This window comes from Streptomyces polygonati (genome assembly GCF_042650325.1).
Lineage (GTDB): Bacteria > Actinomycetota > Actinomycetes > Streptomycetales > Streptomycetaceae > Actinacidiphila > Actinacidiphila polygonati.
In genome coordinates this window covers 116,951-139,734 of record NZ_JBHSBB010000018.1, presented here as the reverse complement: position 1 = coordinate 139,734, position 22,784 = coordinate 116,951, and the positions used below count along the sequence as shown (strand labels likewise).

General features: G+C 71.7%; 11 protein-coding genes. 5 read left to right on the top strand and 6 right to left on the bottom strand.

Features of this window, described 5'->3' with window-relative positions:
- Positions 1-719 (bottom strand): beta-ketoacyl synthase N-terminal-like domain-containing protein (locus tag ACFO3J_RS25735; protein ID WP_386433777.1); only part of this gene is annotated, 719 nt, incomplete at its 3' end.
- A gap of 1,087 nt (positions 720-1,806) precedes the next feature.
- Between ACFO3J_RS25735 and ACFO3J_RS25730 the strand changes: the two genes are divergently transcribed.
- The 4 genes from ACFO3J_RS25730 (at position 1,807) to ACFO3J_RS25715 (ending at position 6,833) form a co-directional block, all read left to right on the top strand.
- Entirely contained in the window at positions 1,807-3,552 is a 1,746-nt protein-coding gene (locus ACFO3J_RS25730) for an acyl-CoA dehydrogenase family protein (RefSeq protein WP_386433765.1), read from the top strand.
- Between the two features lie 111 nt (positions 3,553-3,663).
- Entirely contained in the window at positions 3,664-4,992 is a 1,329-nt protein-coding gene (locus ACFO3J_RS25725; protein WP_386433762.1) for a cytochrome P450, read from the top strand.
- A gap of 109 nt (positions 4,993-5,101) precedes the next feature.
- Complete coding sequence (locus ACFO3J_RS25720) at positions 5,102-6,337, top strand: cytochrome P450 (protein ID WP_386433759.1); 1,236 nt, start codon at positions 5,102-5,104, stop codon at positions 6,335-6,337.
- 145 nt (positions 6,338-6,482) lie between these two features.
- Positions 6,483-6,833: a nuclear transport factor 2 family protein gene (locus ACFO3J_RS25715; RefSeq protein WP_386433756.1), complete on the top strand. Its 351-nt coding sequence runs from the start codon at positions 6,483-6,485 to the stop codon at positions 6,831-6,833.
- Positions 6,834-6,898: 65 nt separating this feature from the next.
- Here ACFO3J_RS25715 and ACFO3J_RS25710 read toward each other — a convergent pair whose 3' ends face one another.
- Positions 6,899-7,654 (bottom strand): TetR/AcrR family transcriptional regulator, encoded by a 756-nt coding sequence (locus ACFO3J_RS25710; RefSeq protein WP_386433753.1) that lies wholly within the window; start codon positions 7,652-7,654, stop codon positions 6,899-6,901.
- Positions 7,655-8,314: 660 nt separating this feature from the next.
- Here ACFO3J_RS25710 and ACFO3J_RS25705 point away from each other — a divergent pair.
- On the top strand, positions 8,315-9,793 hold the full coding sequence (locus ACFO3J_RS25705) for an MFS transporter (RefSeq protein ID WP_386433751.1): 1,479 nt from the start codon (positions 8,315-8,317) through the stop codon (positions 9,791-9,793).
- A gap of 320 nt (positions 9,794-10,113) precedes the next feature.
- Here the strand turns inward: ACFO3J_RS25705 and ACFO3J_RS25700 are convergent, their stop codons facing one another.
- Genes ACFO3J_RS25700 through ccrA form a run of 4 tightly spaced genes read right to left on the bottom strand, consistent with a single transcriptional unit; the run spans position 10,114 to position 22,017 of the window.
- On the bottom strand, positions 10,114-18,693 hold the full coding sequence (locus tag ACFO3J_RS25700; RefSeq protein WP_386433748.1) for a type I polyketide synthase: 8,580 nt from the start codon (positions 18,691-18,693) through the stop codon (positions 10,114-10,116).
- Between the two features lie 12 nt (positions 18,694-18,705).
- Positions 18,706-19,599 (bottom strand): 3-hydroxybutyryl-CoA dehydrogenase, encoded by an 894-nt coding sequence (locus tag ACFO3J_RS25695; protein ID WP_386433745.1) that lies wholly within the window; start codon positions 19,597-19,599, stop codon positions 18,706-18,708.
- Entirely contained in the window at positions 19,596-20,609 is a 1,014-nt protein-coding gene (locus tag ACFO3J_RS25690; RefSeq protein ID WP_386433742.1) for a 3-oxoacyl-ACP synthase III family protein, read from the bottom strand. The genes ACFO3J_RS25695 and ACFO3J_RS25690 overlap by 4 nt, the downstream gene beginning before the upstream one ends.
- A 43-nt stretch (positions 20,610-20,652) precedes the next feature.
- A complete protein-coding gene (gene ccrA, locus ACFO3J_RS25685; RefSeq protein WP_386433740.1) occupies positions 20,653-22,017 on the bottom strand; it encodes a crotonyl-CoA carboxylase/reductase in 1,365 nt (454 codons plus the stop codon).
- Positions 22,018-22,784 lie beyond the last annotated feature (767 nt).

Here is a 22,784-nt window from a genome sequence, read left to right as displayed (position 1 = left end):
CCGCGTTGGCGGCTGAATTCGACGAAGGTGCCGGGGGAGGACATGACGGTCACGCCGCCGGCCAGTGCCAGGGTGCATTCACCTGCCCGCAGCGCCTGCACCGCCAGGTGAAGAGCCACCAGCGAGGAGGAGCAGGCGGTGTCCACCGTGACCGCCGGGCCCTCAAGACCGAACACATACGACACCCGACCCGACAGGACACTCCCCGCACCGCCGGTCAGACGGTGGCCGTCGATGCCCTCGACCGGCTCGTGCAGATGGGGTCCGTAGTCGTGGTACATGACGCCGGCGTAGACGCCGGTCCGGCTGCCGCGCAGGGTGGCGGGGTCGATGCCGGCCCGCTCGAAGGTCTCCCAGGAGGTCTCCAGCAGCAGTCGCTGCTGCGGGTCCATCGCCAAGGCCTCACGCGGTGAGATGCCGAAGAACTCCGCGTCGAACTCACCCGCCTCGTGCAGGAAACCGCCCTCACGGGCATACGAGGTCCCCGGCCGTTCCGGGTCGGGATCGTAGAGGTTCTCCAGGTCCCAGCCCCGGTCGGCCGGGAAGCCCGAGATCGCGTCGCCGCCGGCGGCCACCAGCTCCCACAGATCCTCCGGAGAGCCGACCCCGCCCGGGAAGCGGCAGCCCATACCGACGATCGCGATCGGCTCCCGGGAGGCGGCGAGCAATTCCTGGTTCTGCTGCCGCAGTCTGCCGGTCTCCTTGAGCGAGCCTCGCAGGGCTTCGACAACAGCTTCGGACGAGGGGTTCGTCATGCTCTTCCTTCTCTGTATGCCTCTGTATGCGAGGTGCTCCGGCGTTTCCGAGGTGCTCCGGCCGTTCGGCGAACTCCACCTGGGCGCTGGCCCCCTGTGGGGCACGGGGCATCCGGTGCGATGACCGGTCGCATCCCGGACGTTCCTGAAGAGGTGTGGCTCGGACGTCGGGGCGACTTCGAGGCCGGCCGCATTGCCGAATCCTCGCGTTTGTTCTCTCGATGCGTTCCGGTCCTGCGGCGCATCCGCGTATTCCATGGGCGCGACCGGTATTCATCTGTGCAGGGCATGCGTGCGGAACAGGCGTGAGGTGCAGGGCAGCATGGAGCCCGGAAGGGTCGCTCTCCACCCGCCCGCGTCCAGTCATTTCCCGATGGACACGCTATGCAGACGCCTCTCGCGCCCTCAACCCTTAATGCCCCCTAGGGCCCGTACGCACGGAGGGTTAAGGGCCCGGGAAACCAATTTGTTCCCAGCGTGTAACGCGTTGTCCACCTGCCTTGTGCCCTGCTGCGTGGTGCCGTGGCCGCCGTGCGACCCGGCGCGGTCGGTCGGCCGCCGGCCGGCCCCCCGTCCACCCCGGCGCCCGCCCTCCGGCGACGCCCGGCCGCTCCGCGTCCGTTGCGGTACGCCCGGTCGTCGGGCTTGACACGGTACGACGTCAGGCTACTATGTGACGTGTTGTAATTGAACACCGTGTAGTACGCGGAGGGGTTGCGGCGCTCCCCCGCCCCCCGGCAGGCGAGACAGGCGACTCGTCGAGCGCCGGGGCCCCTCCGTACACGGGTGCCACGTATTGTTTTTCGAGCCCACCACCTCCTTCGAGACCCCGAACGATTTCGACGCCGAACTCCGGGGACGAGACGCTCGAAGCAATTTCTGTCACCTTACCGACCGAAGTCCTGCCGTGCCCGGGTGAAAGGCCGCCGTGTAGGGGGAGTCATCGGGTTTCTGGGGTTGGCGATAGGGGTCGGGCGTCACTAGTTTGCTTTGTCAGCGCATCGGTTCGGCGCCGAACGCCGAACCGGCAATGCGAACGGAGGAATCGTGGATGAGCGCGGTATCGCCAAACGGCACCGGCGCCCCCGTCGCGACCTTTCTGACCAGCCTGGAGACCGGCCGGCTGGACTGGGACCGGCTGCGGCCCTTCCCTGCGCAGGATCCCGTCGAGCGGGAGCTGGGCGACAAACTGGTTGCCGAGGTCGAGGGCTTCTTCGCGGACCGGGTCGACGCGGAGGCGCTTGACCGGACCCGGACGATCCCGCCGGCCCTGGTCGGCGACCTCCAGGAGCGCGGCTATCTCAGGCTGCGCATCTCCCCGGAGTTGGGCGGTCTGGGCCTGTCGGCCTACAACGCCTTCCGGGTGGTGGCCCAGGCCTGTGCCCACTCGGTACCGGCCGGCCAGATCGTCGCGATCCAGAACGGTGTCGGCGCGGCGGCGATGCTGCCCGCGCTGCCTCCCGGGCCTCTGCGTGACTTCGTCAGCCGCCGGATCGCCGAGGGGATGCTCTCCGGGTTCGGCGACACCGATCAGTCGGGGCAGAACAACGCCCGGCCGACACTGACCGCGACCCCGGTGGACGGCGGATACCTGCTCCAGGGCGAGAAGCTGTTCACCGGCAACGGCCCGATCGCCGATCTGATCGCCGTATCCGCCACGGTCCTCGACCCGGGCGGCCCCAAAGTCGGCGCCTGCTTCCTGGACACCGACACCCCCGGCTTCTCCGTCGGTACACGGCTGGAGTTCATGGGCAGCCGGGGCCTGCCCAACGGGTCACTCCGCTTCGAGCAGGTGTTCGTTCCCGCCGAGCACGTCCTGGTGGACCCGGACGGGGACCAACTGCCCCAACTGGTGGGGCTGATCGCGCTGATCGGCCGGATCTACTTCACCGGCGGCCCCGCGATGGCCATTGCCAAGCACTGCCTGTCCTGGTCGGCCGCCTTCGTGGCACGGCGCCGCATCGACGGCCGGGAGCTCGGCGAGTACGACGAGATTCAGCGCATCGTCTCCGCGACCCTCGCCGAGGTCTACGCGATGGACAGCGCGGTCCGCTGGAGTCTGCTGGAATCGGACCTCGGCGACCGCTGGTTCGAGCGGTTCGCGGTCAAGAACATCCTGGTGCGCACCGCGTGGCGCATCGTGGACCGGACGGTGTCGCTCTTCGGCGGGGAAGGCTTCGAAACGGTGGCCAGCAAGGTCCGCCGGGGCGCGCCGCCGGTGCCGCTGGAGCGGGCCTTCCGCGACGCCCGCGGCCTGCGGATCGCGGGCAATGTGGACTTCCAACTCGACAACCAGCTGGGGCGGATGCTGCTCTCAGCGTTCCATCGGAGCGCGGCCGGCCCTGAGACCGGCACCGACGCCGGCACCGCACCGGACCAGGGCATCCTCCCCGACCTCGCCGACGACGATCTTTCCCCCGCCAACCTCGGCCATCTGCGGGCGGTGGCCGCGCTCATCACCGAGTTCCACCGCGTCTGCGGGGAGTTGGTGCGCAAGCGCCCCGACCTCGCGGAGCTGTTCGCCGACGAGCGGACGACCGTACTGCTCGGCCGGATCGCCGGAGAGCTGTTCACCGCCGCCGCCGTACTGTCCCGGGCGGCCGGCCCCGAGCAGTCGCCGGAGCCGAGCCGTTCACCGGGCCAGGGCCAGGAACTGGCCGACGTCTACTGCACCGAGGCGCGGCTCCGGCTGACCGGTCTCTTCGGCAGGCTCGGCGCGGACGCCGGTCCTGACCACGCCGGGATCAGCCGGGCGTGGCTGGCCGGCGACGACGCCGACCGGCTGACGCACCACTGACCGGCAGCGACCGGTACCGGCCAGTGCTGACCGGCACCGACCGGTGCTGCCCGGTGTGCTTCGACCCGCCCCGGCCCGACCGCCGCGCGGCGCATGACATGAGGGGTTCGCATGACCGTTGACCAAGCCCAGTCCGTGCCCGCCGCGGACGGCACCGGCGCCGCCACCGGCTCCGAACTCCCCGAGGTGCTGGGCGGGTTCGACCTGGCGGACCAGTCCAGGTACGCCGCCGGCGTCCCCTACGACGTGTTCGCGCGGCTGCGCCGGGAGGCCCCGGTCCTCTTCCACCCCGGTGGCAGCACGGCGGACGGCGACGGCTTCTGGGTGCTGACCCGGCACGCCGACATCGTGGCCGCCGCCGCGGACCCGGACTTCTCCGCCGACGGCGGCGGCCCCCGGGTGGGCGGTGGCTCCCACATGGAGGACCTGCCCAGGGGAGTGCTCGCCGGGGTGCTCCTGCCCATGATGGACGATCCCCGGCACGCCGTGATCCGCCGGCTTCTGCAGCCGTCGGTGACCGGCGACATCGCGGCCGGCCTCGCCGACCCGATGCGCGAGATCGCCTCGGACCTGCTGGTGCGGGCCGCGGAGCGCGGCGGAAGCGTCGACTTCATGCAGGACCTGGCCGAGCCGTACGCGCTGCGCGCCATCTCGCTGATGCTCGGCGCGCCGCGCGAGGACTGGGACCAGCTCGCCGAGTGGGGCCGCAAGAACCTGGGCTTCGTCAACCGGCTCACCGGCGGCGTCGACGAGTCGTCCACCACCGTCTTCCACGCCATGGAGGCGTATTTCAGGCGCCTGCTCCAGGACAAGCGGGACGCCGCCTCCACGGACGCGGACCTCGGGACGGTGCTGGCGCTCGGGCAGATCGAGGACAGCAGCGGTCAGCCGCCGCTGACCGACCTGGAGCGGGACGGCAACGCGGTGCTGCTGCTGATCACCGGCTTCGAGCAGCCCCGGAACACCATCGCCAGCGGAGTGCTGGCGCTGGCCCAGCACCCGGACCAGTGGCACGCGCTGCGGAAGGACCGCTCGCTGCTGCCCGGCGCGATCGAGGAGATCCTGCGCTGGGCGCCGCCGAACCCCTACAACCGGCGGACCGCCGTCCGCGACGTGGAGCTGCACGGCCACTCGATCAAGGCCGGCGACAAGGTGACCTTCTGGTGGCCGTCGGCCAACCGGGACGAGGAGGTCTTCGCCGACGCCTCCGTCTTCGACATCCGCCGTACCGACAATCCACACCTCTCCTTCGGCACCGGTACCCACTTCTGCCTCGGTGACCAGGTCGCGCGGCTGGAGATCCAGCTCTTCCTGGAGGCGATGCTCGACCGGGTGGAGGAGATCGGCCTCGCCGGACCCGTGGTGTACGCACCCAACAACAAGCACACCGTGATCCTCGAAATGCCGGTCGAGCTCCAGCTGTTGGGCGCGGCCGGCTGATCGACCCGGTCCGTTCGCCGAGCACGCCCAGGCCCGGCCCATCCGCGCCCGCAGTCGAGACCGTCGTCCGCGCGCACAGTCCGAACCGACCCAGACGGGAATGCCCGACATGACCGACACCCTGCACGCAGAGGATCTTCCCCAGGTCCTGCCCTACGACCCCTTCGACCCGACCTTCCACTCCAACCCCTACCCGGTCTACGAGCAGCTCCGCGCCAAGGGCTCGGTGATCCCCACCGCCGCGGGGGTGGCGGTGCTCGGCTACCAGGAGGTCAACGAGGTCCTGCGCAATCCCAAGCTCGGCCGCGGTGACGGCGCCGGTGTGCAGGACACGATGATACCGACGTCCGAAGGCCTCCGGCCGGCCGTGATGTTCATGGACCCGCCGGACCACACCCGGATACGGGCCCTGGTCACCAAGGCGTTCACCCCCCGCGCGGTGCAGCGGCTGCGGCCCGAGGCGGAGAAGCTCGCCCTGACACTGCTCAACGCCGCGGCCGAACGCAGCGCCGCCGAGGGCTCGGTGGACCTCACCGCGGAGGTCTTCCGGCCGCTGGGCGCGGGGGTGCTCAATATCCTGGTCGGTGTTCCCCGCAAGTACCTCGCCGACTGCATCGAGTACGCCAACGACGCCGGTCGCGGCCTGGACCCCGCCTACACGCTGACGCCGGAGGCGCTCACCAACCGCCTGGCGGCGCGGGACGGCTATGTGAAGATCGCCGAGGAACTGATCGCCGAGCGCCGGGCCGAACCGCAGGACGACCTGATGAGCGAGCTGGTCCTGGTCGAGCAGGACGGTGAACGGCTCTCCGAGATCGAGCTGCTGACCACGGTGGCCAATGTCTTCCTGGCCGGCTTCAGCGCGCCGCAGGCGATGATGGGCCTGTCCTCGCTGGCCCTGCTGCGCCACCCCGACCAGGTCGCGTGGTACCGGCAGAATCCGGACAAGGCCTCCGCCGCGGTCGAGGAGTTGATGCGTTACGACTCGGCCGTGCAGCTCATCAACCGCACCGCGCTGGAGGACACCGAGATCAACGGGACCCGGGTCGCGGAGGGCGAGGAGGTCTTCATGCTGCTCGGAGCGGCCAACCGCGATCCGGGTGTCTACGAGCGGGCCGACCAGCTGGATCTGTCCCGGAGCGGCACCAGGCACCTGGGGTTCGGGCACGGCATCCACTTCTGCGTGGCCGCGCCGATCGCCCGGCTGGTGACCGAGGTCGCGCTGGACGCGCTGACCCGATTCGACGTCGAACTCGTGACCGATACGCCGCCCACCAATGGTGCGCTGGCCATTCGCAGTCTGGCCTCGCTGCCGGTTTCCATGAAGCCGCTCGGGGTTTCCTGAACGATCCGGCGACCGTTAAGATTTTCTCCCGTCGAGCGGTACGCTGTGTGGGACACGGGATGTGACGACAGATTTCCCTGCCAGTCGAATGGGTATGGTCCCGTGCGGCAGTTGGCGCCGTGTCTTGATGAAGGAGAAGGAATTCGTGAGCAGTGACATCACCACTGTGGTGAAGCAGTACCTGGAAACGTGGAACACCCTGGTGGCCGAAGAGCGCCGGGCGCTGGTCGACAAAATCTTCACCGAAGACGTGGAATACGTCGATCCGAATGTCGCGGTCCAGGGGAGGGCCGCTCTGGACTCCTACATCGAGCAGACCCAGAAGCAGTTCCCCGGCTTCGTCTTCTCCCTGGCCGGCGACATCAGCGCGCACCACGACGTCGCCCGCTTCACCTGGCACGTCGGTCCGCCCGGAGCCGCCCCGGTCGCGGTCGGCTACGACTTCGCCGCCGTGCGGGACGGCCAGGTCCGTCAGCTGTACGGTTTCTTCTCCTGATCCGAGTCACCGCACCGTCGCAGAGGCCCGCCTTCACCGGCGGGCCTCTCGTCGTTCGGCCACCCCTACGGGTGGCCGGCCCCGGCGACCGACGGGGGGTCGGCGCCGGTCGCGCCGTCCGGTGAGCCCAGTCCCAACGCGTCCACCAGCTCGGTGAGTTCGGCCCGGTAGAGCTTCTCCGGGTCGGGGATCTGCGGGCGCAGATGCCCGTAGACCTCCAGCGACACCAGGCCGTGCAGCCGGCCCCACAACCGGAGGGCGAGCGCGACCGCGGCCGGCGGCAGTTCCGGGAAGGAACCGCGGACCATGGCCGCGAAGTTCTGGTCGTAGTCGGACCACAGGTGTCCCTCGGAATGGTGCAACTCCCGCGCCCACGGCCAGGCGCCGGCCACCACACCGGTGAGCACCGCGCAACTGCGGTGCTCGGCCTCCGCCGCGGCACCGCCCGTCGGCACCTGGTAGCCGGGTGCCGGATCGCCGTAGATGAGGCGGAACTCCTGCGGGTTCTCCACGGCCCACAGCCGGTACGCCCGGGCGTAGGCGATCACCTGGGACGCCGGGTCGTCGGAGACCGCGGCGATGGCCACCTCCAGGGTGTCCGCCAGGTAGTTGTAGACATCGGCGACGAGTGCCGTGATCAGGTCGTCCCTGGTGTCGTAGTAGCTGTAGATCGCGCCCGCGGTCATCCCCATCTCACGAGCGATCGCGCGGAGGGACACGGCGGCCGTTCCGTTCTCCGCCATGTGCTTGAGCGCGATCGTCTTGATCTCCTGTGCGGCTTCCGCGCGGAGGCGCTCCCGCCGGCTCGGTGTGGGTGCCATACCTCCAGCTTAACAGTGTAGAGTAATCACGCTGCGAACGATTTCTGACTGCCGTAAAGTACCTGCTCGCCCCCTTCCGGCGGCTTGGATGCCTCTTCGCGGGGTCGTATCCCTCGGCGGAACGGCTGCCTATGGAGATCGCGCGGAGTTTCGCACCGAGCTGTCGGACAGGTCTGCCCGGTCCGGCGACCGTGCGCTGTTCCTTTGCGCCGGATACGCGTCTCCGCTCCGGTTCGGCACAGGTCGGAACGGTGTCATCAAGGGGTCGGCCGGACCCCTTTAGGGGTTGACCGCAGGGGTGGCGGATCCACTCATTGCTCTTTTCGGGCGAGGCTGCGAGGCCGGCCTGCCGTCGGCCCGGTGTCCATACCGCCGCGAGCCGCGAAAAGGCCGGGTCCGGCCCAATAGCGCATTTCGGCCCGCCGCCCATCCGGTCTCGGTCCGGGAGTGCCAAGGGGACCGGCGAGCGTTCGGCCGAGGCGCTGCCTCCATCGCGTTTGACAGTAACACAGCGTTGATTTAGAGTCTGCTGTACGAAAACTGAACGGCGTGCACTCGGCGGTGGCCATCCGCCGCCGCAGACCCACGAGTGCCCGTGCAGACGACCCCGGCCGACCGCTCCAGTCGATGCCGACCCAGTGAATGAAAGAAGCCATAGCCTTGGTTGACACCGCCCCCCAGACGAGCCGGCGGCCCGGGTTCATGCTCGCGCTGCTGGCATTCGCCCAGTTCATCGTCGCCGTCGACTACAACATCGTGTATGTGGCGCTCCCTGACATCGGGGACGCCCTCGGCTTCACCACCCAGTCCCTCCAGTGGGTCGTGAGCGCCTACGCCGTCGCCTTCGGCGGACTGCTGCTCTTCGGCGGTCGCGCGGTCGACCGCGTCGGGGCCCGCAAGATGCTCATCCTGGGCCTCGCGATCTTCGGTATCGCCTGCCTCGTCGGAGGCTTCGCCCAGAACCCGGGCATGCTGATCACCGCCCGAGCCTTCCAGGGTGTCGGCGCGGCGCTGCTGTCCCCCGCGACCCTGACCCTCGTCTACACCAGCTTCGAGGAAGGCCCGCAGCGCAACCGCGCGCTGGCCACCTGGGGCGCGGCGGGAAGCGGCGGCCTCGCGGTCGGCGCCCTCCTCGGCGGCGTGCTGACCCAGGCCGGCGGCTGGGAGTGGGTGCTTTTCGTCCTCGTCCCGATGGCGCTGGTCGCCGCGGTCCTGGCCCCCATCGTGCTGGCACCCGACCCGCAGCGCGCGGGTGGGCGTGGCGGATTCGACGTGCCCGGTGCCGTCCTGGCCACAGCGGGCTCCTCGCTGCTGGTGCTGGGCCTGGTCAGCGGACCGGAGAGCGGCTGGGGTTCGGCACGGGTGGTGGGATCGCTGATCGGCGCCGTCGTGCTGCTCGCCCTGCTCGTCGTGGTCGAGAACAGGACCGAGGACCCGCTGGTGCCCATGCGGATGTTCCGCAACCGCAGCCTGGTCACGGCGATCCTCATCATCCTGGTGTTCCAGAGCGCCCTCGGCGGCGCGTACTACCTCTTCACCAACTACCTCCAGGGCGTGAACGGTTACGACGCGCTCAAGGCCGGCCTGGCCTTCGTGCCGCTCACCCTCATCTCGATGGCCGCGTCGTTGAAGCTGACCGCGCTGCTGATCGGCAAGTGGGGCCCGCGCGCCACCCTCTTCTTCGGCATGGTGGTCAACGGCGCCGGCATGATCGTGCTCGCGGTGGCGATGACCCACGGCGCCTCGTTCTGGGCGCTGCTGCCGGGCACCCTGATCTGGGGCGTCGGCGGCGGTGTGACCTTCCCGGCGATGTTCATCTGCGCCGCTTCCGGCGTCGCTCCCCAGGAGGCGGGTGTCGCCTCCGCCCTGGCGACCGCCTCGCAGCAGATCGGTGGCGCGGCCGGCCTCGCCGTCCTCGTCGCCATCGCCACCTCCGGCCTGCACCTGGCCTCGGGTGGGGCCCCCGCCGTCTCCGACGTCGCCCACGGCCTCCGTACGGCCATGTGGATCGGCGGTGCGGCGGCGATCCTGGGCGGCTTCCTCGCCTTCACCCTCAAGAAGCCGGGTGCCCCTGAGGCGGCCCCGGAGGGCGGCCTGGCACAGGAGTCGATCGGCGATGTCGGGGCTGTCTCGCACTGAGCCGACCGGCTGATCGAAGCCCCGTCAGGGGCTGTGCACGACGGACAGTGGTCCATGTGCGGCGCTCAAGGCGCCGGGCATGGGCCACTTCGGCGTGCGGGCTTCGTCGCTCGGTCGCTTCGGCCCAGCGCGTACGGTCACGGTCTCCGCGCCGGGCGGGTGCGGTGCGGCAGCGGCAGGTGCCGGCCGGTGCGGGACGGTGGCGGCCGGTGCCGGACATGCGAAGGCCGGGCGGCGGGCGGGGACTTCGGGGGGGGGAATCCCCGGTGTCCCCGCCGCCGCCCGGCCTCGACTGCCGGGTGGCGGGGTGACGCGGTCGGTCAGGAGCCGATGTCCTCGCTGGCCAGCCGGATCAGTTCGGCGACGTCCATGGCGTCGATGATCTCGTCCGTGCGGTCCTCGTCCACGACGCCGGTGTCGATGTCCGCCAGGACCACGGCGTCGTCGGTGGGTGCGCCGGCCGACGGGTCGGGCACCAGCTCGGCGCTGAGCATGCCGGTCAGGGCGGTGGGGGTCGGATAGTCGAAGACGAGTGTGGCGGGGAGCCGCAGGCCGGTCGCCTTCTTGAGCCGGTTGCGGAGCTCGACCGCGGTGAGAGAGTCGAGGCCCAGCTCCTTGAAGCCCTTGCGGACGTCGACCGTCTCGCCGCTGCCGTAGTCCAGCACCGCGGCCACCTCGTCGCGCACCAGGTCGAGCAGCGTCTCGTCCCGTTTGGCCGCGGTCATCTCCGCCAGCCGGGCGCCCAGGTCCGGCGCGGGCTCGGCGGTCGCGGCGGACCCCACCGTGCGGCGCGCCGGAGCGCGGACCAATCCCCTGAGCAGGTGCGGGAGTTCAGCGCCGCGCGTGCGCAGCGTCGGCAGGTCGAGCAGCAGCGGCGCCAGTCCGGCAGCGGCCGACCGCAGCGCGGCGTCGAAGAGTTCGAGGCCCTTGTCCGGCGGGATGGCGACCATGCCCGTACGGGCGAAGCGCGCTCGGTCGCCGTCGGACAGCGCCGCGGCCATACCGCCTTGCGCCCACGGTCCCCAGGCCAGCGAGGAGGCGGCGAGTCCGGCCGCCGCCCGGTGCTCGGCCAGCGCGTCGAGGAAGGCGTTGGCCGCCGCGTAGTTGGCCTGCCCGGCGCCGCCGACGAGGCCCTGGATGGAGGAGAAGAGGACGAAAGCGGAGAGCTTCAACTCGCGGGTCGCCTCATGCAGATTCCAGGCGGCGTCCGCCTTGGGCCGCAGGACGGAATCCAGCCGGTCCGGCGTCAGCGCCGCGAGTACGCCGTCGTCGAGCACGCCGGCCGCGTGCACCACCCCGGTCAGCGGTCGTTCGGCCGGGACGGACGCCAACAGGCCGTCGAGCGCCTCGCGGTCGGCGACATCGCAGGCGGCGAGCGTCACCCGCGCGCCGAGCCCGGTCAGCTCGCTGACCAACTCCTCGGCGTTGGGGGCCTGTCCGCCGCTGCGGCTGGTGAGCAGCAGATCACGGACGCCGTGCTCGGTGACCAGGTGCCGGGCGATCAGTCCGCCGAGCGCCCCGGTCGCCCCGGTGATCAGCACCGTGCCGTCCGCGCTCCACGGCGCGGCGGCGTCGAGTACCGCCTCCCGGCCCAGCCTGGGGACCGCCACCTGGCCGGTACGGACCGCCAGTTGGGGTTCCCTGCCGGTCAGCGCGGCCGCCGTCGCCCGGTACGAGTCCGGGTCCGCGTCGAGGTCGAGAAGGACGAACCGGTCGGGATTCTCGGTCTGCGCGGACCGCAGCAGCCCCCAGGCCGTCGCGGCCGCCAGATCCTGGATGTCGTCGCCCGGCCGCGCCGCGATCGCGCCCCGGGTCACCACCACCAGCCGCGAGTCGGCGAAGCGCTCGTCGGCCAGCCAGTCCTGCGCCAGCGACAGCGCGCGCCGGGCCACCGCGTGCAGCGCTTCCGGAGTCCCGGCGTCCGCCGGTCCGGCGAGCGGGGCGAACACCAGATCCGGCGCGGCGTCGCCGGCCAGGGCGTCCAGACCGCCGGCCCGGGCGACCGCCCGGCCGGCGCCGCTCAGCCCGGCCACCAGGTCGGCGGCGAGATCCGGTGCGTCGCGGTCCAGTACGGTCCAGCGGCCCGCCGCCGCGGCCGCGTTCGCGGCGGCCAGGTCGGCGGTGTGCCCGATCCACTCCACGCGGAACAGGGCGTCGTGCTTCCTGGCCGTCGCGGCGCGCAGCTGCTCGGTGGTGACGGGCCGCCTGGCCAGTGCCCCGACCGTCGCGACCGGGCCGCCCCGCTCGTCCATCAGCCGCAGGGTCACGCCGTCGGTCCCGGCCCTGGCCACCCGGACCCGGGCGACGGCGGCACCGGAGGCGTGCAGGCGTACGTCGTTCCAGACGAACGGCAGCCGGGTCTCGCCGGTGCGCGGGAAGACGCCCGGTTCGATCGTGTGCAGGGTCGCGTCCAGCAGCGCGGGATGCAGGCCGTAGCGGTCCGCGTCGGCCCGCTGCCGCTCGGCGAGCGCGACCTCGGCGAAGACCGTGCCGTCGTCGCGCCGCCACAGCGCGCGCAGCCCCTGGAACGCGGGGCCGTAGCCGAAGCCCTGCGCGGCCAGTTGCGGGTAATGGTCCGTCAAGTCGACAGCGTGCGCGCCCGGCGGGGGCCACTGCGCGGCGTCGTCCTCCTCGGGAGCGGGGTCGGTGTGCGCCTCGGCGAGGGTGCCGGTGGCATGCCGGGTCCAGGCCGCGCCCGCCGGGTCGTCGCTCTCGGGACGGGAGTGGATGCCGAGGGTACGGCGGCCGGACTCGTCCGCGGCGCCGACGAGGACCTGCACCTGGAGACCGCCCCGGGCGGGCAGCATCATCGGTGACTCCAGCGTCAGCTCTTCGAGCACATCGCAGCCGACATGGTCGCCGGCCCGGATGCCCAGCTCGACGAGACCGGCGCCGGGGAAGAGCACGGTACCGAGCACCGCGTGGTCCGCCAGCCATGGATGGGTGTCCAGGGCCACCCGGCCGACCAGCAGCAACTCATCGCCCTCGGCGGCCGGGACGACCGCGCCGAGCAGCGGGTGGCCGGTCGCCCCGAGGCCGAGCCCGGCCGCGTCGGTGGCGGTCGTCAGCTCGGGTTCCGGCCAGAAGCGCCTGCGCTGGAAGGCGTAGGTGGGCAGTTCGACCCGGCGCGCGCCGGCGCCGGCGAACACCTCCTGCCACCGGAGGGACCGGCCGCGCGCGTGCAGCCGGGCCACGGCCAGCAGCAGCGACTGCGTCTCGGACCGGTCGCGGCGCAGCGCCGGCACGAACTCCGTCTCCTCGCCGCCCTCCTCGTCACCGTCCTCGTCGGCCACGCAGGCCGGACCCATCGCGGTGAGCACCGCGTCCGGACCCAGCTCCAGATAGCTGGTGACGCCCTCGGCGCGCAGCGCGCGGACGCCGTCGGCGAAACGGACCGCCTCCCGCACATGGCTCACCCAGTACTCCGGCGAGAGCATCTCCCCGTCGGCCGCGATCCGGCCGGTGACATTGGAGACGATCGGCACGGCGGGCGGCGCGTAGGTCAACGACCGGGCCACCGCGAGGAAGTCGGCGAGCATCGGTTCCATGAGCGGCGAGTGGAAGGCATGGCTGACGCGCAACTCGCGGGTCTTGCGACCGCGTTCGCGCCACAGCTCCGCGACGCCGCGCACCGCTTCGGCATCGCCCGAGATCACCAGCGAGGAGGGGCCGTTGAGCGCCGCGACGGACACCCGGCCCGCAAGACCGGCCAGGGCCGGCCGGATCTCCTCCTCGGTCGCCTGGACCGAGACCATGGCCCCGCCCTCCGGCAGCGCCTGCATCAGCCTGCCGCGGGCCGCCACCAGTTCGACGGCGTCGGGAAGGGACAGCACGCCGACCGCGTGCGCCGCGGACAGCTCCCCGATCGAGTGGCCCGCCACCAGGTCGGGCCGTACACCGAAGCTCTCCACCAGCCGGTAGAGCGCCACCTCCATCGCGAAGAGCCCGGCCTGGGTGAAGACCGTTCGGTCCAGCGGCTCGGCGTCCTGGCCGGCCTGCTCGCCGAAGACGACTTCGCGCAGGGGCTGGCCCAGCCGGTCGCCGAAGGCGGCGCAGACCGCGTCGAAGGCCTCGGCGTATACGGGGAAGCGCTGGTACAACTCCCCTCCCATGCCAGGCCGTTGGCTGCCCTGGCCGGTGAAGAGGAACGCCAGCCGGCCGGTGGCCGGAGCGCCGGTGACCACGCGCGTGCTCGTACCGCCGCCCGCGAGGGCGTCGAGTTCGGTCAGCAGTTCGTCCCGGCCGGCCGCCAGCACTACGGCCCGCTCACCGAGCGCGGCGCGGGTGGTGGCCAGCGAGAGGCCGACATCAGCGGGCCGCAGCGCCGGGTCACGGAGCAGCCACTCCCGGAGCCGGGCCGCCTGGCCGCGCAGCGCCTCGGGCGACCTGGCCGACAGGGGCACCAGCACCTCGGGCTCGTCGAGCGGGTCGCCCTCGGCCCCGGTGCCCCGGTCGGGCGCTTCGGCCGTGGCCGGCGCGTCCAGCGCGGGGGCCTGCTCCAGGATGACGTGGGCGTTGGTGCCGCTGATGCCGAACGACGAGACACCCGCGCGACGCGGCCGGCCGGTGTCGGGCCAGTCGAGCGGTTCGCGGAGCAACTCCACCGCGCCCGACGCCCAGTCGACGAACGAGGTCGGCTCGTCGATGTGCAGGGTGCGGGGCAGCACACCGTGCCGCATGGCCATCACCATCTTGATGACGCCCGCGACGCCCGCGGCGGCCTGGGTGTGGCCGAGGTTGGACTTCAGCGAACCCAGCCGCAGCGGCAGCTCGCCCGGGCGGTCCTGCCCGTAGGTCGCCAGCAGCGCCTGCGCCTCGATCGGGTCGCCGAGCCGGGTGCCGGTGCCGTGCGCCTCGACCGCGTCGACCTCGGCGGGGCCCAGCCGCGAGGCGCTCAGCGCCTGTTCGATCACTCGCTGCTGGGCGGGGCCGTTGGGGGCGGTGAGGCCGTTGCTCGCGCCGTCCTGGTTGATCGCCGAGCCGCGCAGCACCGCGAGCACCTGGTGGTGCTCGCTGCGGGCCCGGGACAGCCGCTCGACCAGCAGCAGACCGACCCCTTCGGACCAGCCGGTGCCGTCGGCCGCCGCGGCGAACGGCTTGCAGCGGCCGTCGGCCGACAGGCCCCGCTGGCGGCTGAACTCCACGAAGGTGGAAGGGGTGGACATCACGGTGACGCCGCCGACCAGCGCCAGCTCGCACTCGCCCTGCCGCAGGGCCTGGCCGGCCAGGTGCAGGGCCACCAGCGACGACGAGCAGGCGGTGTCGACGGTCAGCGCCGGTCCTTCGAGGCCGAAGCTGTAGGCCAGCCGGCCGGACAGCACGCTGGCCGCGCCGCCGGTCATCCCCATCCCCTCCAGGGATTCCGGGATCCGGGAGCTGGCGGCGTGGTCGCGGTACATAAAGGTGCCGGCGAAGACGCCGGTCCGGCTGCCGCGTACCGACAGCGGGTCGATACCGGCGCGTTCGAAGACCTCCCAGGCGGTCTCCAGCAGCAGTCGCTGCTGGGGGTCCATGGCCAGCGCCTCGCGCGGGCTGATCCCGAAGAACCCGGCGTCGAAGTCGGGGGCGTCGGGGAGGAAGCCGCCGAAGTGGGTGTAGGAGGTGCCGGTGTGCTCCGGATCGGGGTCGTAGAGGCCTTCGAGGTCCCAGCCGCGGTCCTCCGGGAAGCCGGAGATCGCGTCGCGGCCGTCGAGCACCAGCTGCCAGAGGTCCTCCGGCGAACGCACACCGCCGGGCAGCCGGCAGGCCATCCCGACGATGACGATCGGATCGTCGTCGGCCGGGGACGCCACCGCGGCGGCGCGGACCGCCTTGGGCGCACCGACGAGCAGCGTCCTGAGCCTGTCGATCAGCGACTCGGGGGTGGGGTGGTCGAAGACCAGGGTGGTGGGCAGCGGCAGACCGGTGATCTCGCTGAGCTGGTCGTGCAGCTCCACGCCCATCATCGAGTCGAAGCCGAGGTCCTGGAAGGCGCGGGTCAGGTCGACCGACTCCGGCCGGCCGTGACCGAGGACCAGCGCGACCTGCGTGCGGACCAGTTCGGACAGCTCGCGGTCGCGCTCGGCCCCGGGCAGCGCGGCGAGCTGACCGGCGAAGGTCCCGGCGGGCACGACGGTCGCGGCGGTCGCGGCAGGTGCCGCGGGCGCCGCCTCGGCTGGCCGGACCGCCGGCGGTCCGCCGACCGGGGCCGGCCCCGCGGCGGTCGCGGTCCCCGCCTCGGGCAGCCAGTGACGCTCGCGCTGGAAGGCGTAGGTCGGCAGCGGCTCCGGGAGGATCACGCGTCCGGCGATCCGCTGCCACGGCACGGCCGTGCCGTGGACGTGCAGATCGGCCAGGGCGGCCAGCAGCGTCTCGGGCTCGGGCCGCCCGGCGCGGGCCGTCGCGGTGAAGCGGGCCTCGGCGGGGTCGACGCAGTCGCGTCCCATCACCGTCAGGACGGCGTCCGGACCGATTTCCAGGAAGGCGGTGACGCCGTCCGCGGCGGCCGCCCGCACGCCGTCGTGGAAGCGGACGGCCTCGCGTGCGTGGCGCACCCAGTGCTCGGGAGTGGCCAGCCGGTCGGGATCGATGACATCGCCGGTGAGGTTGGAGATCACCCGTGTGTTCGGGCGCTGGTACGTCAGCCCGGCGGCGATCCGGCCGAACTCGTCGAGCATGCCGTCCATGTGCGGGGAGTGGAAGGCGTGGCTGACCCGCAGCCGCCGGGTCTTGACGCCCTGATCGCCCTGGAGCCGGGCGAGTTCGAGCACCGCGTCCTCGTCGCCGGCCAGCACCGTCGACCTCGGGCCGTTGACGGCGGCGACCGCCACCCGGCCGTCCAGAGCGTCGAGCAGCGGCCGCAGCAGCTCCTCGGACTGCTGGAAGGAGACCATGGCGCCGCCCTCCGGCAGCGCCTGCATCAGCCGGCCGCGGGCGGCGACCAACTGGGCCGCGTCCGGCAGCGACAGGACGCCCGCGACGTGCGCGGCGGACAACTCGCCGATCGAATGGCCCAGTACGGCGTCCGGGGTCAGGCCCCAGTGCTCCAGCAGCCGGTACTGCGCGACTTCGTAGGCGAACAGCGCGGCCTGGGTGTAGCCGGTCCTGTCCAGCAGGGCGGCCTCGGGGGTGTCCGGGCCGGCGAAGACCAGGTCCTTCAGGGACCGGTCCAGCCACCGGTCGAGATGGCCGCAGACCGCGTCGAAGGCTTCGGCGAAGACCGGGAAGGCGTCGTAGGACTCCCGTCCCATGCCGGGGCGCTGGCTGCCCTGCCCGGTGAAGAGGAACGCCAGCCGGCCGGCGCGGGCCGTACCGCGCGAGGCGGGGTTGCCGGGCCGGCCTTCCGCGAGGGCGGCCAGCGCGCCGAGCAGGTCGTCGCGGTCACCGGACGGCAGCGCGGCCCGGCGCTCGAAGTGGGTCCTCGTGGTCGCGAGCGCGGCCGCCGCGGCGGCCGGGGCCAGCGACGGGTGGGAGGTGAGATGGCCGAGCAGGCGTCCCGCCTGGGAGCGCAGCGCCGCGTCGGTGCGGCCGGAGAGCAGTAGGGGAAGCGGCACGGCCAGGGGTACGGATGACGATGGTGTTTCGGGCCGGTGCTCGCCGGTCGGTTCGGCCGCTGCCGGGTCCCAACGCGTCAGCACCAGGTGGCAATTGGTGCCGCCCATGCCGAAGGAGCTGACTCCGGCCACCAGTTGGCCGTCCGGCAGCGTGCTCGCGGTGTCGTTGAGCCGCAGACCCAGCGCCTCGAAGTCGATCCCGGGGTTGGGGGAGCGGTAGTTGAGGCTGGCCGGCAGCAGTCCCTCGCGGAGGCTGAGGACGGTCTTGATGAGCCCGGCGATACCGGCCGCGCCCTCCAGGTGGCCGATGTTGGTCTTCACCGAGCCGACCAGCAGGGGCGCGTCGGCCGGGCGGGCGCTGCCGCTGCCGAGCACCGCGCCGAGCGCGCCGGCCTCCAGCGGGTCGCCGACCGGCGTGCCGGTGCCGTGCAGTTCCACGAACCGCACCCGCGCCGGGTCCACCCCGGCCTGCCGATGGGCGCGTACCAGCAGCTCCCGCTGGGCGTCGGCATTGGGCGTGGTGAGGGTGGCGCCGCCCCCGTCGTTGTTGACCGCGCCGCCGCGCAGGACGGCGTGCACGGTGTCGCCGTCGGCGAGCGCGTCGGACAGGAGCTTGAGGACGACCAGGCCGCCGCCCTCGCCGCGCACGTAGCCGTTGGCCCGCGCGTCGAAGGTGTACGCCCGGCCGTCCGGGGAGAGGGCGCCGAACTTCTCGGCGACGGTGAACCCCTCGGGGTCGAGGTTCAGGCTGACACCGCCGGCCAGCGCGATCCTCGACTCGCCCGCACGCAGGCTCTCGCAGGCGAGGTGCACCGCCACCAATGAGGAGGACTGGGCGGAGTCCACGACCATGCTGGGTCCGCGCAGCCGCAGGGCGAAGGAGACCCGGTTGGCGATCAGGCCGCGACTGAGCCCGGTGATGGTGGTGTGGGTGACGGCCCGCGGCCCGGCCGGCTGGGCCAGCCGGGCGTAGTCGTCCCAGATCGCGCCGATGAACACACCGGCGGGCGAGCCGGCCAGCGTGGCGGGCACCACACTGGCGTGTTCCAGGGCCTCCCAGGCGAGTTCGAGGGCGAGCCGCTGCTGCGGGTCCATGCCGGCGGCTTCGCGCGGTGAGACACCGAAGAAGTCGGGATCGAAGGTGTCCACGCCGTCGATGAAACCGCCGCGCCGCGGCCGCCCGTCCTGGGTGGCCGCGCCGCGTCCTTCGGGGATGTCGCCGATCGCGTCCCGGCCCTCGCGCAGCAGCCGCCAGAAGGCGTCGGGGTCCGGTGCGCCGGGGAAGCGGCAGGCCAGGCCGACCACCGCGACGGCTTCGACGGGCCCTTGCGAGGCCGGAGTCCGGGTGGCCGGGGGCTCGATCGTCATCGTCTTCGTCTCCTAGGTGTATACGTAGAATCCGCGGCCCGACTTCTTGCCCAGCAGCCCGCCCTCGACCATCCGCAGCAGCAGCGGCGGGGGCGCGTACAGCGGCTCCTTGAACTCGTCGTAGAGCGAGTCGGCGATGGACACCGTGGTGTCGAGGCCGATCAGGTCGATGAGCCGCAGCGGGCCGAGGGGGTGCGCGCAGGCCAGGACGATGCCCTGGTCGATCACCTCGGCGGTGGCCAGCCCGGATTCCATCATCCGCACCGCTGACAGCAGATAGGGGAAGAGCAGCGCGTTGACCAGGAAGCCCGCGCGGTCCGGCGAGCGGATCGCGGTCTTCCCCAGCGTCCCGGTGAGGAACTCCTCGGCGCGGGCGACGGTCCGCTCCTCGGTGAGGATCGATCCGACCACCTCGACCAGCGGGAGGATCGGCACCGGGTTGAAGAAGTGCAGGCCGACGACCTGCCCCGGCCGGTTGGTCGCGCCGGCCAGCCGGACGACGGACAGCGAGGAGGTGTTGGTCGCCAGGATGGCCTCCGGGTCCTGGACGACCTTGTCCAGGGTGGCGAAGAGCTCCCGCTTGGTCGGCTCGTGCTCGTGCACCGCCTCGACCACCAACTGCCGGTCGGACAGCGCCTCCAGCTCGTTGGCGAACTCGATCCGCCGCAGGGTGGCGTCCCGTTCCGCCTCGGTGATCTTCTCCTTGGCCAGCGCCCGGTCGAGCGACCCGGCGATCCTGCGCCGGCCGCGCAGGGTGGACTCCTCCGAGCTGGTCACGATCCGTACGTCCAGGCCGCGGCGGGCGCAGACCTCGGCGATCCCGGATCCCATCAGACCGCAGCCGACGATGCCGACCCGCCGGATGCCGGTGTCCTCGACCGTGTCGAGGCCCTCGCTGGCGCTCATGCCGCCACTCCCCAGCGCAGCAGGCAGAAGCCGACCGCCATGCCGCCGCCGAACCCGGCCAGCAGCACCAGGTCGCCGTCCGTGAGCTGTCCCGACCGGTGCGCCTCGTCCAGGGTGACCGGCACCGAGGCGCTGCCGACGTTGCCGTACTTCTCCAGGGTGCGGTGGGTGCGGGCGTGGCCGAGCCCGGCCTGATCGACCAGTTCCGAGAGCATGACGCCATTGGCCTGGTGCGGCACGAAGTGCCGCACCTCGTCCAGCCGGCTGCCCGTCCTGGTCACCAGGCGGTTGAGCGCGGGCGGCACCTGGTCGTTGACGAACTCGCGGACCGCGCGGCCTTCCATCTTGAAGAAGTGGCCGCCGTCGTCGACGGTCTCGTGGGAGGCGGGCCGCCTGCTGCCGCCCGCCTCCACCCTGATCAGGGAATGCGCGTCGCCCCGGCTGTTCAGCTCGGTGTCGATGATCCCGTAGGGGGCGGGCACCGGGCCGACCACGGCCGCGCCGGCGCCGTCGGCGAACAGGATGGCGGTCCGCCGGTCGCTGAAGTCGAGGATGCGGGAGTACAGGTCGGCCGCGACCACCAGTGCGTGTGCGTCGGGGCGCATCGCGACCAGGCTGCGGGCCAGTTCGAGGCCGTAGACAAAGCCGCTGCACACGACGTTGATGTCGAAGCAGGCGGCGTTGACCGCTTCGAGCCGGCTCTGCACCAGGTAGGAGGTGGGGGGCTGCGGGAAGTCGCCGGTCGAGGTGGCGACGATCAGGTAGTCGATCCGGGAGGCCGGGATGCCGGCCGACTCCAGCGCGGCCTCGGCCGCGTGCGTGGCGAGATCGGAGGTCGCCTCGTCGGCGGCGGCGTAACGCCTGCTCCTGATCTGGGTCTTGCGCTCGATCCACTCGGCGGTGACACCGGCCCGGGCTGCCACCTCGTCGTTGGAGACCTCTTCCTTGGGGAGATAGGAACCGGTTCCCAGAATTCCTGCTGTCGACTTCGCGGCACTGACTGAATTCACTGTCGATTACACCTCTCGTGACTGTCCCGGACTCGCGTGTGGTTCAGCCGACCAGCGCGGCGACGGGGGTCTCCCGTGTCATGTCGCGCAGTGGATTGAGCCGTTGCTCGCCGATCCGCCCGCGCAGCTCGGGGTCGGTGACGCCGAGGCCGGGTTCCGGGGCCAGGCACAGCACCCCGACCTTGCCGGTGTGCCGGTTGGTCTGCACGAGCCGCGCCGCTTCGCCGACCTCGGCGAGCGGGTAGAGGCTGGACAGCACCGGCACCATCTTCCCGAGCGCGAACAGCCGGTTGCACTCCCACTGTTCCTGGAGGTTGGCGGCGTGGCTTCCGATGATCCGCTTGAGATTCATCCACAGGTAGCGGTTGTCGAACTGGTGCTGGTAGCCGGTGCTGGAGCCGCAGGTGACCACGGTCCCGCCGCGCCGGACGACGAAGACCGAGACGCCGAAGGTGGCTTGGCCGATGAAGTCGAAGACGACGTGCGGGTCCTCGCCGAACTCGCGCCGGATGATTCCGCCGAGGCGCTTGCCGAGTTCGATGGTGCGCTCCGGCGAGAGCGGGCCGCTGCCGTCCATGCCGATCTCGGCGCGGTTGATCACCAGGTCGCAGCCGAGGTCGCGGAGGATGTCCGCCTTCGCCTCGGAGCTGACGACACCGATCGCGATGCCGCCCGCGTTCTTGACCAGCTGGACCGCGAAGGCGCCGAGTCCGCCGGTCGCGCCCCAGATCAGCACGATGTCGCCCTGCTTGATCCGGGCGCCCTTGTCGCTCACCAGCATCCGGTAGGACGTGGCCGCGGTCAGCATGACGGAAGCGGCCTCCTCCCAGGTCAGGTGCGGGGGCTTGGTCAGCAGCTGGCTGGCGCGGACGACGGCGTAGTGGGCGAGGCCGCCGAAGTTGGTCTCGTACCCCCAGATGCGCTGCTCCGCGCCGAGCATGCCGTCGGCGTGGGTGGCCGGCTCCTGGTCGTCGACCTGCACACAGCTGGCCACCACATGGTCGCCGACCCGCCAGCGCCGCACGCCGGCTCCGGTACGGACGACCACGCCGGCCGCGTCCGAACCCAGCACGTGGTAGGGCAGGTCGTGCCGCGCCGCCCAACCGCCCTGTCGCGCGTAGCGCTTGAGGAAGCCGAAGGTGGACACCGGTTCGAACGTCGCCGACCAGACGGTGTTGTAGTTGATGGAGCTGGCCATGACGGCGATCAGCACTTCGTCCGGGGCGAGTTCGGGCATCGCCACCGGTCCGACCCGCAGCGACTTGCGCACGTCGGGGTCGGCGACGCCGCGGAACATGTCGACGTCCTGCACCCGGGTATGGGTGGCGACGTACTCGGCGGGCAGTTCTGTTCGCTCCAGCTCCTCCGGCGTGGCACCGGAGAGCAGGGCCGCTGCCAAAGAATCCATGACGCTCCTTCTGCGTTGAGAGTTCCACGGCGGGAGAGGGACGCGTTGTCGGGCGTTCGGTGCGGATTTTTGGCACAGTCGCGCCGGGCGGGAATCGCGGTCCTGCCGGGCGGATGTCGAGGCGCGACTCACCGACCCGGGAATGGGTCCACTCGCGGGGACGTCTTCATCGACGCTCACCCGCATTCCGACCACCGGGAACTGGACTTCCCGTCAGGGACCTTACGTTCGGTAGCCGCCGCGACCAACCCCAGGCTTCATGGACACGCCCGGGCGCCGCGCTGACCAGGGGCGGAAGTCCCCGCATAGGGGGATGCCGCGAAGATTCCCAGAACCCCTATGAAACACCGGCCGGTATACCTGGCATGTCTTGATTCATGCAGATATTTACGCTGACCACGATTTACTGGTACAGCCGTTCACCTGGGCTGGTCGGCCGGCGTGCCAACCCCTGCCCTTTCTTCGGTCGGTTATGATCCTGCTCGCGGCGAAGCCCCGACAGGGCCCGTGACCTGGGTCACATCGACCTCGGCGCCCGGCCGGCCCGGCCGGGCGAGGAGTCCGCGGCCGCGCGGCCGCCTGGCTAGGGGGTGTGAATCAGCCATCATAAAGAAAGTCCGCCAACGGAATGGCAACGTTGCCCCGGCGGGTTTCGAACTCGGTCAAAGGGGGCGTCCGGCGGTGGTGCTTCCGTGTTTCAAGGAAATCACACGCAAGGCATCAGTACGCACAGGCGGTTCGTCAAATTAATATATCCGCAACCTTTC